The organism is Corynebacterium sp. HMSC065D07 (assembly GCF_001810695.1).
In the GTDB taxonomy this organism is placed as follows: domain Bacteria; phylum Actinomycetota; class Actinomycetes; order Mycobacteriales; family Mycobacteriaceae; genus Corynebacterium; species Corynebacterium hesseae.
Map to the genome: position 1 here is coordinate 151,493 of NZ_KV802434.1, position 13,676 is coordinate 165,168.

Here is a 13,676-nt window from a genome sequence, read left to right on the forward strand (position 1 = left end):
ATTTTGTTTAGCGGTGGCCTCAAGGTTGGGGCCCAGCGAAGAAAGGTCATCATGAGCGATTACAACAAGATCGTGGTCGGTACCGACGGTTCCAAGTCCTCCCTGCTCGCAGTGGAGCGCGCCGCCAAGATCGCCGCAGCCTTCGATGCCACCCTCATCATCGGTTGCGCCTACTACGAGAACCAGGAGCAAGCCTCCAAGACACTGCGCCAGGATTCAGTGACGATTCTCGGCGATGAGAAGGCTCAGGCCAACCTCGCCTCCGGTAAGGAACACGCAGAGAAGTTCGGCGTGACGAAGGTGGAGACCGCTGTGCGTCCGGGCACCCCGGTTCAAGCCCTGATGTCGATCGTCAACGACAACAAGGCTGACCTGCTCATCGTTGGTAACCGCGGAATTAATTCTTTGACCGGCCGTCTGCTCGGTTCGGTTCCGGCGGATGTCGCGCGTCAGTCTGATTGTGACGTCATGATCGTCCACACCGTGAACTAAGCCTTCTCGGGCTACGGCGCGCACACGCCCCAGAAACTTCTTCGTCGGAAGTCTCTGGGGCGTGTTTGCGCGTTGTGGTGCTTTTCTAAGAGCCGAACCGAAGCTTGCGATAGGCGCGGGCGAGGGCGTTACCGTCGGCGCCTTGAATGAGCGGGATATCGAAAGAAGACTCTTTGTTGACCTTGACCAAGGGAGCAAGCGAGCCATGGGAGAGCAGCTGCTCTTGTGGCGTGAGGTTGCGTATTGCTACCGCTGCCACACGGTCGGGATGCTCCGCCGCGGCGTCGGCATAAGTCAGAGGATCGTGCTGCCCATCATCACCGATGAGAAGCCAGCGCAATTTGGGGAAAGCAATGAACAAATTGCGCAGTTGGACGCGCTTGTGTTCTTGGCCATTGCGGAAAAGACCGGTGGGCGTTGGGCCCCAGTCGGTGAGCAACAGTGGGCCACGTGGGAAGCCGTTCTCCCCCATGAAATTGACCAAGGTGTCATAGGTATTCCACGCACCGGTGGAGAGGTAGACGAAGGGAACCTCTGGGTGCTGCTGAGAGATCTCCCGGTAGAAACTGGCCATGCCTTCGACGGGGGTTCGCGTATTGGTGCGCTTTACCCAGGAATTCCACGCTGCAATCATGGCTCGCGGCAGCCAGGTCACCATGATGGTGTCATCGATATCGCTGACCACACCGAATGTCGTGTCTTTGTCCACGATGAGGACTTCCGCGCGCACCTCGTCTGCGCCTTTGGCGCGAATGGTGACGTCGTGCCAGCCAGGTTCTAGCCCGTGATCATGGACGAGGACATCGATATAGCCGTTGTCGTTCGTGGTGCCCGGCACCGTCTTACCACCAACTGTTACTTCGACCTCGTGGTGCGTGACCTGGATGGTGAAGAATTGGCGGTATCCGCGTTGGGTCCACGTATCGCGTTCCTCAGCCTTGGGATCGTGCATGAGCACGCGGCCAAGCACATGGACAAAGTCCTCGTTGCCGTAGCCGGCATAGCCAGTAATGCTGGGTTGCCAGCCTTTGCGTGCGGAGTGCTTAAGTGAGAATGCATTCGCGGTGGATTCGACTTTGCGGGCGATATCGGAAAGTGCCATGCGCACCAGACTAACCGAAAACCTCCGCGTAACGGCCGGCGATGGTCAAGGACTGCGTCGCGCGCGTGAGGGCCACGTAGAGGTTGTGCAAACCTTGCGGTGATGCTGCCACGATGTCATCCGGGTTGACTACGGTGACGTGGTCAAACTCTAGTCCCTTGGTGTGCTCAACGTTGGCCGCCGTGATCACAGCCCGCAGGCGCCCTTCATCATCCTGGAAGGTAGCTGGCTCAAGGTCGTCCGTATCATCGCGCCAGATGACGTCCACGCCGTCGCGGACAGCGATACCTGGCGTCGCTTCGGGGTTGATGGATTCCAAGAGTTGATTGGCCAATTCGGTAATTGGGCGCGGGGTGCGGTAGTTGACGCTTAACCCGTGAAGCCGAAAGCGCTGGCCGACGAACGGCTCGAGCGTGTCCGCCCAATCATCGACGCCGGCAGGGGCACCGGTCTGGGATGTGTCGCCCACGAGAGTCATCCATCGCGAGGGGCTACGGCGAAAAATCATGCGCCATTCCATCGGGGTGAGTTCTTGGGCCTCGTCGACGATGACGTGCCCGTAGGCCCACGTGTAGTCCTCACGCGCGCGCTGGGCGGTGGTGCGGGAGTCCCGAACCTCGTGGCGTCGAGCGAGGTGCTCGGCGTCGATGACGTCGTGGGCAGAGAGAATCTCTGCTTCGAACATGTCGTCATCGTTGTCGGTGGAATCGGAAGAGCTCAGGATATCGAGTGCGTCTTCTGCCTCTGCGACCTGCTCGCGCCATTCTTTTTCTTCGGCGACACGTTCTGCTTCGGGGTCGGGCATGCCGATGAGAACCGCAAGTTCGTCGAGAAGCGCGGCGTCGGAAGGCGCCCAAGCTCGGCCGTCCTCACGGTAGAGCGCACTGCGGGTTTCATCATCATAGTCGCCGGCCGCCGAATCGATGCGTTCGGTGCTGCTGAGGAGATCGGCGAGGACATCGGTGGGTGTCAGGTGGGGCCAGAACTCGTCGATGAGCTCCAGCACCTGGGGTTCTTCCGCGAGGTCGTCGTGGAGCTGATCCACATCCGCGCGGGAGAGCAGGTTGTTGCCGCCGAGAGGGTCAGCGCCAATGCGTTCAGCCATCTGCTGGGCCAGTGACTCGGTGAGGTGTTCCGCAAACGCTGCCTGGGCATCGTTGTGTGGTTTGCGCGAGCGCCGTGCACGCGTCCGTGCTGCCTTGACCATCTGTGGGTCCACGGTGAGCTCGAGCCGATCGATTTCGAGCGTGCGCGATTGTTCCGGCAGGCGCTGATAGTCCTTCACCGCGTTGCCGAGGATCTCCACCATGGCCGCGGAACCCTTGATTTCGCGCGCGAGCAGGGACTCAGGGTGAGTAGCTTCAATGCCGGGGAAGAGGGAAGAGATGGTAGAAAGCACAACGCCGGTTTCACCAAGCTCCGGAAGCACCCGGGAGATGTACTCCAGGAAGGTGGAGTTGGGACCTACGATGAGCACACCCGTGGCGGCTAGCTGTTCGCGGTAGGTGTAGAGCAAATAGGCCACACGGTGCAGTGCCACCGCCGTCTTGCCGGTTCCTGGCCCGCCTTCGACCACCATGACGCCGCGCGTGCTGTCACGGATGATTTCGTCCTGCTCCCTCTGAATGGTTTCCACAATGGAAGGCATGTGCCCAGTGCGGGCCTGTTGCATGACGTGGTGGAGGGCGGACTCACTGGCAACGTCGCTGCTGTCGGTGTGTGACTCGCCTTCGAGAACTTCGTCGCTGATTCCGGTTACCGTGCGCCCAGTAGTCCTGATGTGCCGGCGGACGTGGACTCCCTCGGGGTGCGCGGTGGTGGCAAGGTAGAAAGGTCGCGCCATCGGGGCGCGCCAATCCAGAAGGAGCGTGCGGTAATCCTCCTCGCGGGCATCGAGCCCCATGCGGCCGATATAGCGGCGGTCTAGTCCCTCCGGGGTGGGGTTATCACCGGGCGCATCAATGTCGATGCGCCCAAAAACCAGTCCGAGTTGGGCGATGTTTAGACGGTCCAGCTTGGCCTGCAACCCGTGGTACTCGGTTTCGCGGCGCACCAGCGCATCGGCATCCGGGGTATGCGGATCGACGGCAGCCTGTACCTCATTGAGGCGCTCATTTGCGGCGTGAACCTCGTTATCGAGACGCGCAAAAAGGCCATCGACGTAGGCTTGCTCACTGGCAATCTCGGTGTGCGGATCGTTTGCTTGAGCACTAGGGTTTGCGGTGCGAGGCACGGATGAAGATTCAGACACAAGGCTCCTTGGGCGCGTTTGAAGGCTTCTCCTGGGTGGAAAAGAACAACGGCCCAGCATACTAGCTGAGCCGTTGTTGTCTCCACCGCTTCCATGTATCGCGGTGCGTTGCGGGGCTATCCGCAACTTTAGGCGACGTGCTTAGAGGCGGTCACCGAACTTCTTGAATGCCTTATCGAGCTTCTTGGATGCTTCCTTCTGCAGCTTTTCCGCGCGCTTGCGAGCCTTCTTCTGGGCGCGCTTGCTATCAAGCGAATCGGCCTTGGCCAGGGCCGCGTCAGCGCGGTCCTGAGCCTTGCCGGCCGCCTTGACGAGGCCCTTGCGAGCGGTAGCGGAGTTATCACGGGCAGCGTCGAGCCAGTCATCCTTGTTGTCCTCAATGAACTCGCGCGCGGTCTCGGCGGTGTCTTCCACGAAGGTGCGTGCGGACTCGAGGAAATCGCGTCCGGTGGACTCCCAGTCATCGCGGTTGTCCTCGACGTAGTCCTTGGCGGTCTCGAACCAGTCATTGGCCTTGGCCGTGACATCAGAAGAAATCTCATTGGCGCGGGTGGAGAAGTCATCCGCAAACTTCTGCTGCTCGGACTTGCCCGGCAGCGCCTGCTGGATCTTCTTGTTCGCGCGCTCGGAAGCCTTGGCAGCGCGCCAACGCACAGATGGCTTACCTTCGGTGTCCTGGGTGACGATGGCCAGGGCGCCGAGCAGAGCGGTGTTGGTAATGAAGCCGTTGCGCTGTGCTTCCTTTTCTTCCTTGGAATCTGCGGTCCAGAAAGCATTTCCAACCAAGTTGGGGACGTGAGTCAGCGCCAGCACAGCAGCGGAGGTGCGCGGTGCCTTGCCCAGCGCCAAGCTGGTGCCCGCGGCGGTCTTTGCGCCGCCGAGCGCGCGGGTAACCAGCTCGGGGTCGTTAGGGATGTAGCCTGCATACTCGCGCGGCAGCACCTTGCGCAGGCGCTTGAGCACGGACTCGGTGTCCGCGACGTGCTCCGAGGTGTTGCGGAGCGTATCCACACCATCCCAGATGAACACGGAGGCCAGCATAGGACGGGCAAACTTACGAATCATGACGTGCTCCATTCGATAGATCTGTAAAGACGTTCGTCACACCATAGTACGCGGGTTAAACAACTGCTGCTGTGAGGGCAGCAGCTAACACGTCGTTACCAACGCCGCTCCCACCACTCGTCCAGATGCGGGCGCTCTGCGCCGAGCGTTGTGGGCTCTCCGTGCCCAGGGCGGACGATCGCTTCGTCAGGGTAAACGTCAAAGAGCCGCTGCGTGACATCCTTGTACAGGCGCACGAAGTCACCTTCCGAGGTGGTTTTCCCTACGCCGCCGGGGAAGAGGGAATCGCCGACGAAGAGGTTGGTGACACCGTCAATCTCCGCTGCAACCGCTGCACCGCCTGGAGTGTGTCCGCGCAAAATGATGACGGGTAGGTCGAAGCCGGCAAAAGGCAGGGTATCGCCATGCTCGAGCTCCACGTCGACGGGCGCGGGCAGGGCAGGGGAGTCGAGGAAAGAGGCATAGTGCACGGCGCCGGTTGTGTCCAAGGCTTCTTTCAATGCACGCACGTGGTCCCAGTGGCGGTGGGTGGTAAGCACGGAGGTGATCTTTACTCCGTTATCTGCGGCTAGAGAAAGAAGCGCGGGGGCGTCAGCGGAGGCGTCGATAAGCAGCGCTTCCTCGCCCGCACACAGTAGGTAGCAATTGTTGTCCATGTCGGACACGGAAATTTTATGAAGCTCAAGCGCGTTGTTCATAAGTCCAACCATACGGGTACATTCTGATTGAGAACTCTCTGAACACACATACATTTGTGTAGGAAGGCAGCAACTAGTGGCTGATCGTTTGGTCGTACGAGGTGCGCGTGAGCACAACCTCAAGGGCGTGGATATCGATATTCCGCGCGACAAATTGGTGGTGTTTACCGGCCTATCTGGCTCGGGCAAGTCCTCGCTTGCTTTCGACACCATCTTTGCCGAGGGCCAGCGGCGCTACGTTGAGTCCTTGAGTTCCTATGCGCGCATGTTCCTTGGCCAGATGGATAAGCCGGACGTTGAGTTCATTGATGGGCTTTCTCCGGCGGTGTCCATTGACCAAAAGTCCACCAACCACAACCCGCGCTCAACAGTGGGAACCATCACCGAGATCTATGATTACCTGCGTCTGCTCTTCTCCCGCGCGGGCACGGCGCACTGCCCTCAGTGCGATGCCGTCATTGAGCGTCAAACCCCACAGCAAATCGTGGATGAGGTTTTAAGCCACGAGGAGAAGCTTAAGTTTCAGGTCCTCGCACCGGTAGTGCGCCGCCGTAAAGGCGAGTTCGTTGACCTCTTCGCGGACCTCGCGGCGCAGGGATACTCCCGCGTCCGGGTGGATGGTGAGCTCCACCAACTCAGTGATCCGCCCAAGCTGAAGAAGCAGATTAAGCATGACATCGACGTCGTCGTGGATCGCTTGCAGGTCAAGGCTTCCCAAAAGCAGAGGCTGACGGATTCCGTGGAGACTGCTCTGCGCTTGGCTGATGGCCTGGTAACCCTGGATTTCGTCGACCGGGAAGAGCTCACTCACACCTACTCGGAGAAGGCCGCCTGCCCCAACGGCCACACGCTGACCATTGAGGAATATGAGCCGCGCGCCTTCTCCTTCAACGCACCTTTCGGTTCCTGCCCGGTGTGTGACGGTTTGGGCACCCGCCTTGAGGTCGACGTTGATCTGCTGATCCCAGACCCGGATGCTCCGGCTGTGGAGGCTATCCAACCGTGGACGTCGAGTCCCAATGCGAGGTACTTCGTCAAGCTTGTCGAAGGCCTAGCGAAGGCCCTGGACTTCGAGCCCCGCACTCCGGTTTCTGAGTTGACCGAGGAGCAGCGCCACGCCTTGATTTATGGCACTGACGTGGAAGTCAGCGTGCGCTACAAGAATCGCTATGGCCGCCAACGCAATTGGTCCGCGCCTTTTGAAGGTGCCATCGGATTCCTGGAGCGCAAGCTTGATCAGGCTGATTCCGAATCGCAGAAGGACCGCCTGCTTCAGTACACCCGTCGCGTTCCTTGTAATGCCTGCAACGGCACGCGCCTCAAGCCCGAAATCCTGGCGGTGCGCTTGGCCTCGACCGCACACGGTGAGCAGTCCATCGCGGGCCTGACGGCACTGTCCATCGAGGAGGCAGCAGAATTCCTCGACTCGCTTGTTCTGGGCCACCGCGAGGAGATCATCGCTGGTGCTGTACTAAAGGAAATCCAGGCGCGCTTGCGCTTTCTTCTCGACGTCGGTCTGAACTACCTCACCCTCGACCGCGGCGCCTCCACGCTGTCCGGTGGTGAAGCGCAGCGCATCCGCCTCGCCACACAGATCGGTTCCGGCCTGGCGGGAGTTCTCTACGTGCTCGATGAGCCCTCCATCGGCCTACACCAACGCGATAACCAGCGCCTCATCGCCACGTTGAAGCGCTTGCGCGATATCGGAAACACCTTGATCGTGGTGGAGCACGATGAAGACACCATTCGGGAGGCGGACTGGCTTGTCGACGTCGGACCGCGCGCCGGCGAGTACGGCGGAACGGTGGTCTATCAGGGTGAACCCGCCGGTATCGAAGCCGTGGAGGAATCGCTCACTGGGCAATACCTCTCGGGCAAGAAGAAGCTCGCTGTTCCCGATACGCGCCGTGCGATCGATCCTGAGCGCATGCTCAAGGTGGTCGGCGCCCGTGAGAATAACCTCAAGGGCATTGACGTGGAGATCCCCCTGGGCGTCCTCGTCTGCGTTACAGGCGTGTCCGGCTCCGGTAAGTCCACCGTGGTCAACCAAATTCTGGCCAAGACGCTGGCCAACAAGCTCAACCGCGCCCGCCAAGTGCCGGGGCGAGCCAAGCGCGTCGAGGGCGTGGAGCACCTAGACAAACTCGTGCAGGTGGACCAGAGCCCTATCGGGCGCACCCCGCGCTCAAACCCAGCGACGTACACAGGGGTCTTCGACAAGATCCGCAACCTCTTCGCGGAAACCCAGGAGGCCAAGGTTCGCGGCTACAAGCCGGGCCGCTTCTCCTTCAACGTCAAGGGCGGACGCTGCGAAGCGTGCCAAGGTGACGGCACCATCAAGATTGAGATGAACTTCCTGCCCGATGTCTACGTGCCCTGTGAAGTATGCGAGGGCGCACGCTATAACCGCGAGACCCTGGAGGTTCTTTACAAGGGCAAGAACATTGCTGAGGTCCTCAATATGCCGATTTCAGAGGCCGCAGAGTTCTTTGAGCCTATCACCTCGATTCACCGTTATCTCAATACCTTGGTGGAGGTGGGCCTTGGATACGTCCGCCTGGGTCAAGCCGCTACAACACTTTCCGGCGGTGAAGCACAGCGCGTGAAGCTGGCATCTGAGCTACAAAAGCGCACGAATGGGCGCACGGTCTACATCTTGGATGAGCCGACGACGGGCCTGCACTTTGAGGACATCCGCAAGCTCATGCTCGTCATCCAGGGTCTGGTGGATAAAGGCAACTCCGTTATCATCATCGAACACAACCTGGACGTCATTAAGGCCGCGGATTGGATCGTTGACATGGGCCCCGAGGGCGGCTCCGGCGGCGGTACCGTCGTGGCTCAGGGCACACCAGAAGATGTGGCACAGGTGGAAGGCTCCTATACGGGAGGGTTCCTCAAGGAGATGGTGTGATGGTAGGGCAGAAGCTCACGCACGCGGCTGCGCTGGCTCTCGGTCTTGCCGTGGCTACAACTGCGGCGGGCTGTTCTGCCCCGGATAGGGACGCAGTGCAGGAAGCTCCAGAAACATCTAGTGAGGGGGTTAAGGACAGCTACGACCTCGATGCGGAGCTGCGCGCCGTCGTCGCAGACGTCGAAAGTGAGTATGACGTTCAAGCTGGAGTGTCAGTGGCGGATCGACAGGGAACATTCAACGCTGGACTAAGGGGCGAAGAGCCTGCATGGTCAACCGTAAAGGTGCCGATCGCCATCGCGGCTTTGCGCGACGAGGCTAGCCCTGAGCTTGTGGACCTCGCCATTAAGGAATCGGACAACGATGCCGCCTACGCACTGTGGTCCCACGTTCGTTGGACCGAGGGGGACGCGGGAAGCGCAGTGAAGGCTCTCTTGAAGGAATATGACTCATCCGGCGAATTTGAGGAACCATTTGGATATTCCACGTGGTTGCTTGAAGAGCAGGCCAAGTTTGGCGCACACTTGCCGTGTATCCCCGAAGCCGCGCAGGTTTATGACGCGATGGATGACATCGTGGAATGGCAAGACAATGGACTCGACCGCCTCCCGCATACCCGGGCCAAAGGCGGCTGGGGGCTTTCCGAGGAGGACAATGGGTATACTCACCGCCAGATTGGGGTCCGGGAGACCGAGGGGGCCGGTGAGGATGCCGATGGCGCGGTGGGATTGGCCATTGAGGTCACCATGCCCGGCGACTACGCCGAGGAGGCTATACCCGCTCTTAACTTGCTTGCTGCAGGCGTATGCCGTGTTGTCACCGAGGCGCTGGGGGAGGGCGCGCTAAAGCCCTTGGTTGGTTGTGCGCGGCCTGGCGCAGCGCCGAGGGCTGGGGAGGCGTCGGCAAGCGCAGCGTCGAAGAGGCAAGGTGCGTCAGCCGAACCAACAACTAACTCACCTGCACGCCGATTTGGTGATTGATGCATGTGGTGTTAAAGTAGTGCGCACTACCGCCCGTAGCGCCTCCTCCAGGAGGTACTTGGGCCGCAAGCGGAGTTTCTCCCACCTGAGGCCGCGTAGGAATCACCATTCCAGCGCAGGATAAAGGTTAAGAGTAGGCGCCACATGGTGGTGCGTGCTTGAAAAAGAAACTCCCGGATGCCACTGGCGCCGGGATTTATTCGTTTGTGGCCTCGGTAGGCACACTACTAGCCCCACAATCGAGGAGAACCACAATCAGCGCTGAAGCTCGCATTAATGAGCGCATCCGAGTACCCGAGGTCCGTCTTGTTGGCCCCGGTGGTGAACAGGTGGGCATCGTCCGTACTGACGATGCTCGCAAGCTCGCGTACGAAGCGGATCTTGACTTGGTCGAGGTTGCACCGAACGCGAAGCCGCCCGTAGCCAAGATCATGGATTACGGCAAGTTTAAGTACGAGCAGGCCCAGAAGGCCCGCGAGTCCCGTAAGAATCAGCAGCAAACTGTGGTGAAGGAACAGAAGTTCCGTCCGAAGATTGATGATCACGATTACGAGACGAAAAAGGGCAACGTGGTGCGCTTCCTGGAGAAGGGTTCCAAGGTAAAGGTGACCATCATGTTCCGTGGCCGCGAACAGTCGCGTCCGGAGCTGGGTTTCCGCCTGTTGGAGCGTTTGGCTGACGACGTCGCAGAGGTCGGCGTTGTGGAGTCGCGTCCCAAGCAGGATGGTCGCAACATGACCATGGTTCTTGGACCCGTCCGCAAAGGCAAGAAGTAGACCACGCTCCACTTAGGATTTAAGGATTTAATTCTCATGAAGCAGAAGACTCACAAGGGCACCGCCAAGCGCATCAAGGTGACTGGCTCCGGCAAGCTGCGCCGCGAGCAGGCTAACCGCCGCCACCTCCTGGAGGGCAAGCCGTCCAAGCGTACCCGTCGTCTGAAGGGCACCGAGGACGTCGCCAAGGCAGATACCAAGCGCGTCAAGCGCCTTCTCGGCCGCGCATAGTCAGCGCCGAAACTCCCATCCCCACACACTCACAATCAAGATAAGGAAGTATTACTGTGGCACGAGTAAAGCGCTCAGTTAACGCCAAGAAGAAGCGTCGCGCAATCCTGAAGTCCGCTAAGGGCTACCGCGGTCAGCGCTCCCGCCTTTACCGTAAGGCCAAGGAGCAGTGGCTGCACTCCATGACTTACGCTTACCGCGATCGTCGCGCCCGTAAGTCCGAGTTCCGCAAGCTGTGGATCCAGCGCATCAACGCTGCTGCTCGTATGAACGACATCACCTACAACCGCCTGATCCACGGCCTGCGCCTGGCTGAGATCGAGGTTGACCGCAAGATCCTCGCCGAGCTTGCAGTTAATGACTTCGAGGCTTTCTCCGCACTGTGCGAGGCTGCTAAGGCTGCACTTCCGGAGGACGTCAACGCTCCGAAGGCTGCCTAAGCACCGCGCGTAGACGCCAGATGAACCCACCGCCCCTGATGAAGGGACGGTGGGTTTTGTCGTTGCGGGAGTAATGCCCGCAAGAACCCTTAAGCCCTGCTTCTCCCGAGGGATTGTGTTACATTGCACAGTACTGTCATGAAAGCCGTCTGCCCTTAGTCCTTGGGGCTGGCCAGAGATACATGGTGTGAAGGAGAGAAGAGAAATGACCAACCCGAACAACGCTTATCAGCCCAATGGCGGCGCTTCTAATGGAGGACAGCCGCAACAGGCAAACCCCTTCGGGTCTTCGAACGACCAGTACGGATATAGCGCGGCCCCGTATGGTGGTTCGCAGCCGGCTCAGAATGTTCCAGCGCAGCAGGACGCTTACCAGTCACACTACGGCCAGCAGCCACAGGCTGGAGGAGAGCAAAAGTCATGGGTAGTAGCACTGCTCTTGTGCTTCTTCTTGGGTGAATTGGGAGTTCATAACTTCTACCTCGGCCGCACGAAGCGCGGTATGTGGCAGCTGGCTCTTGCCGTCGTCGGCCTTATTACTTCCTTTATCATCATTGGTATTTTCCTCGTCGCTGGATTGGTGATCTGGAAGTGGGTTGAGCTCGTGTTCATCGCCGGTGGTTTCTCCAATTACGATAAGGACGCAAACGGCGTACCGCTGAAGAAGTAACCGTCTGCAGAGAATCGCGGAGAACTCTTATCCCGCTTGCCCGCCCGAACGTGGTGGGCAAGCGGGACTTTTCAATGTGAAGCTCGGTCGGTACCGTCACATACATGGATCTGGATTTCTCCTCTGCTTTTACCGAACGCACGCCGCGCGTAGTCAATGCGGCCAAGCTGCACCGCGCGGCCAACCGTCGTAAGGCGGAGCGCTTCATCATCGAGGGCGAAAACGCTGTGGACGCGGCGGTGTCCACGGGAGCGGCGACCGACGTCTTCGTGACGGAAAGAGCCGCCGAGCGCTTCGCCCACATCGTGCAAGCCTGCGGATATATGGACGTCTATGTCCACCCCATCACGGATAAGGCGGCCAAGCACCTGTCTGATACCGCGACGAGCACCGGGCTCTTCGCCGTGTGCCGCCCCGTCCTGTGGAGCGCCGGCAAGATTCTGGCGGGCAAACCACAGCTGGTCTCAGTCCCAGTGCTGACGTCTGAGCCTGGCAACGCAGGTACCCTGATTAGGACTTCGGACGCCATGGGGGCGGACGGTGTCATCTTCGCCGGTGAGGCGGTCGACCCTTTGGGCTGCAAGGTCGCGCGCGCGTCGGCGGGGTCGCTGTTTCATGTACCCGTTGCTCGCGATCCCAACATCAAGGACGTCCTGGGCAAGCTGCGCTCTTCCGGGATGCAGGTGCTAGCCACGGCTGCTGATGGTGAAGTAGATCTAGCTGAGGCAGATCTGAGCCAACCCACCGCCTGGTTATTCGGTAACGAAGCACATGGACTGGGCGAGCTCTTGGATGAAGCTGACATGCGTGTGCGCATTCCGATTCTTGGGCGTGCAGAGTCACTCAACCTGGCTACGGCCGCCAGCATTTGTCTTTATGAATCAGCCAAGCAACAGAACAGCTAGCTCTGCTCTGTGACTAGGGCTGGTGGCCACAGTAGTCGTTAAGCACGGTAAGATAGCTCGCGTTAGTTTTTGTGCGAGAAGAAGGTAATCAAGGCACGTGTCCGATACACCTCAGATCGAATTGACCGAAGAGGCCCTGGGGGCCGCCGCGGAGAAGGCCATTGCCGCCTTCGAGGCTGCATCCGACCTCGACGAGCTCACCTCCGCCCGCCGCGAACACCTTGGTGACGGTGGCTATATTCCGCAGGCCCGCCAGTCGCTGGGCCAGTTGCCCAAGGATCAGCGCAAGGACGCCGGTCGTGCCGTAAACATGGCCCGCGGCAAGGTGGAAAAGCGCTTTGCACAGATTCGTGAAGTGCTGGAGCAGGAGGCTCGCGCCGCTCAGCTGAAGGCGGAGAAAGTCGACGTTACCGTCCCCACCACGCGGGCGCAGACTGGTGCTTTGCACCCTATTACCGCGTTGTCGGAGCGCATCGCCGACATCTTCGTGGGCATGGGCTGGGAGATTGCCGACGGCCCGGAGGTTGAGGCCGAGTACTTTAACTTTGATGCGCTGAACTTCAAGCCCGATCACCCTGCGCGTACGTTGCAGGACACTTTCCATGTGGGCAAGGAAGGCTCCAAGCAGGTCTTGCGTACGCATACCTCGCCGGTGCAGGTACGCACGATGCTTGAGCGAGACGTACCGCTGTACATCGCTTGCCCGGGTCGCGTTTTCCGCACCGACGAACTCGATGCCACCCATACTCCGGTCTTCCACCAGGTGGAGGGCCTAGCAGTGGACAAGGGGCTGACCATGGCCCACCTTCGCGGCACCCTGGAGCACCTAGCCAAGGTTCTTTTTGGCCCCGAGACCACCACCCGCATGCGCGTGAACTACTTCCCGTTCACCGAGCCCTCGGCCGAGGTCGATGTGTGGTTCCCGAATAAGAAGGGCGGCGCCGGCTGGATCGAGTGGGGCGGCTGCGGCATGGTCAACCCCAACGTTCTGCGTGCCGTGGGCATCGACCCCGAGGAGTACACAGGTTTCGCCTTCGGCATGGGCCTTGAGCGCACCTTGCAGTTCCGCAATGGTCTGACCGATATGCGTGACATGGTTGAAGGCGATGTTCGCTTCACCCTGCCCTTCGGCGTGCAGGCATAGGAACCCAG

At 60.0% G+C, this 13,676-nt stretch carries 13 protein-coding genes; 9 read left to right on the forward strand and 4 right to left on the reverse strand.

The genetic code is table 11. The features are described from left to right. Positions 1–51 precede the first annotated feature (51 nt). Positions 52–492, forward strand: a complete 441-nt coding sequence (locus HMPREF2760_RS04640) for a universal stress protein (protein WP_010190091.1) — start codon at positions 52–54, stop codon at positions 490–492. Between the two features lie 85 nt (positions 493–577). Here the strand turns inward: HMPREF2760_RS04640 and HMPREF2760_RS04645 are convergent, their stop codons facing one another. The 4 genes from HMPREF2760_RS04645 to HMPREF2760_RS04660 form a co-directional block, all read right to left on the reverse strand. Further along, positions 578–1,594, reverse strand: coding sequence for an App1 family protein (locus HMPREF2760_RS04645; protein WP_070596734.1), 1,017 nt, complete (start codon positions 1,592–1,594; stop codon positions 578–580). Positions 1,595–1,604: 10 nt separating this feature from the next. Continuing rightward, positions 1,605–3,845, reverse strand: coding sequence for a HelD family protein (locus tag HMPREF2760_RS04650; protein WP_070523198.1), 2,241 nt, complete (start codon positions 3,843–3,845; stop codon positions 1,605–1,607). A gap of 141 nt (positions 3,846–3,986) precedes the next feature. Continuing rightward, positions 3,987–4,910, reverse strand: coding sequence for a DoxX family protein (locus HMPREF2760_RS04655; protein ID WP_070523195.1), 924 nt, complete (start codon positions 4,908–4,910; stop codon positions 3,987–3,989). A 95-nt stretch (positions 4,911–5,005) separates the two neighbouring features. After that, positions 5,006–5,608, reverse strand: a complete 603-nt coding sequence (locus tag HMPREF2760_RS04660; RefSeq protein WP_070523192.1) for an MBL fold metallo-hydrolase — start codon at positions 5,606–5,608, stop codon at positions 5,006–5,008. 76 nt (positions 5,609–5,684) lie between these two features. On the opposite strand from HMPREF2760_RS04660, the gene uvrA reads away from it, so the two are divergent. The 8 genes from uvrA (at position 5,685) to pheS (ending at position 13,668) form a co-directional block, all read left to right on the forward strand. Beyond that, complete coding sequence (gene uvrA / locus HMPREF2760_RS04665; RefSeq protein ID WP_070523188.1) at positions 5,685–8,522, forward strand: excinuclease ABC subunit UvrA; 2,838 nt, start codon at positions 5,685–5,687, stop codon at positions 8,520–8,522. Beyond that, complete coding sequence (locus HMPREF2760_RS04670) at positions 8,522–9,502, forward strand: serine hydrolase (protein WP_232755626.1); 981 nt, start codon at positions 8,522–8,524, stop codon at positions 9,500–9,502. The genes uvrA and HMPREF2760_RS04670 overlap by 1 nt, the downstream gene beginning before the upstream one ends. A gap of 206 nt (positions 9,503–9,708) precedes the next feature. Next, positions 9,709–10,278 carry a translation initiation factor IF-3 gene (gene infC, locus HMPREF2760_RS04675; RefSeq protein WP_083299163.1) on the forward strand — a complete coding sequence of 190 codons (570 nt, stop codon included), beginning with the start codon at positions 9,709–9,711 and terminating at the stop codon, positions 10,276–10,278. Positions 10,279–10,314: 36 nt separating this feature from the next. Beyond that, positions 10,315–10,509 (forward strand): 50S ribosomal protein L35, encoded by a 195-nt coding sequence (gene rpmI, locus HMPREF2760_RS04680; RefSeq protein ID WP_010190075.1) that lies wholly within the window; start codon positions 10,315–10,317, stop codon positions 10,507–10,509. Between the two features lie 56 nt (positions 10,510–10,565). Continuing rightward, entirely contained in the window at positions 10,566–10,949 is a 384-nt protein-coding gene (rplT, locus tag HMPREF2760_RS04685; protein ID WP_005323264.1) for a 50S ribosomal protein L20, read from the forward strand. Positions 10,950–11,154: 205 nt separating this feature from the next. Then, positions 11,155–11,619, forward strand: a complete 465-nt coding sequence (locus HMPREF2760_RS04690; RefSeq protein WP_070523181.1) for a TM2 domain-containing protein — start codon at positions 11,155–11,157, stop codon at positions 11,617–11,619. A gap of 104 nt (positions 11,620–11,723) precedes the next feature. Then, positions 11,724–12,524 (forward strand): TrmH family RNA methyltransferase, encoded by an 801-nt coding sequence (locus HMPREF2760_RS04695; RefSeq protein ID WP_070563113.1) that lies wholly within the window; start codon positions 11,724–11,726, stop codon positions 12,522–12,524. Positions 12,525–12,621: 97 nt separating this feature from the next. Next, positions 12,622–13,668 (forward strand): phenylalanine--tRNA ligase subunit alpha, encoded by a 1,047-nt coding sequence (gene pheS / locus HMPREF2760_RS04700; protein WP_070523173.1) that lies wholly within the window; start codon positions 12,622–12,624, stop codon positions 13,666–13,668. Positions 13,669–13,676 lie beyond the last annotated feature (8 nt).

Coding starts and splice junctions, on each gene's coding strand:
- HMPREF2760_RS04690 (WP_070523181.1), top strand. CDS start 11,155: ATGACCAACCCGAACAACGCTTATCAGCCCAATGGCGGCGCTTCTAAT.
- HMPREF2760_RS04670 (WP_232755626.1), top strand. CDS start 8,522: ATGGTAGGGCAGAAGCTCACGCACGCGGCTGCGCTGGCTCTCGGTCTT.
- HMPREF2760_RS04695 (WP_070563113.1), top strand. CDS start 11,724: ATGGATCTGGATTTCTCCTCTGCTTTTACCGAACGCACGCCGCGCGTA.
- rpmI (WP_010190075.1), top strand. CDS start 10,315: ATGAAGCAGAAGACTCACAAGGGCACCGCCAAGCGCATCAAGGTGACT.
- HMPREF2760_RS04655 (WP_070523195.1), bottom strand. CDS start 4,910: ATGATTCGTAAGTTTGCCCGTCCTATGCTGGCCTCCGTGTTCATCTGG.
- HMPREF2760_RS04660 (WP_070523192.1), bottom strand. CDS start 5,608: ATGAACAACGCGCTTGAGCTTCATAAAATTTCCGTGTCCGACATGGAC.
- HMPREF2760_RS04645 (WP_070596734.1), bottom strand. CDS start 1,594: ATGGCACTTTCCGATATCGCCCGCAAAGTCGAATCCACCGCGAATGCA.
- HMPREF2760_RS04640 (WP_010190091.1), top strand. CDS start 52: ATGAGCGATTACAACAAGATCGTGGTCGGTACCGACGGTTCCAAGTCC.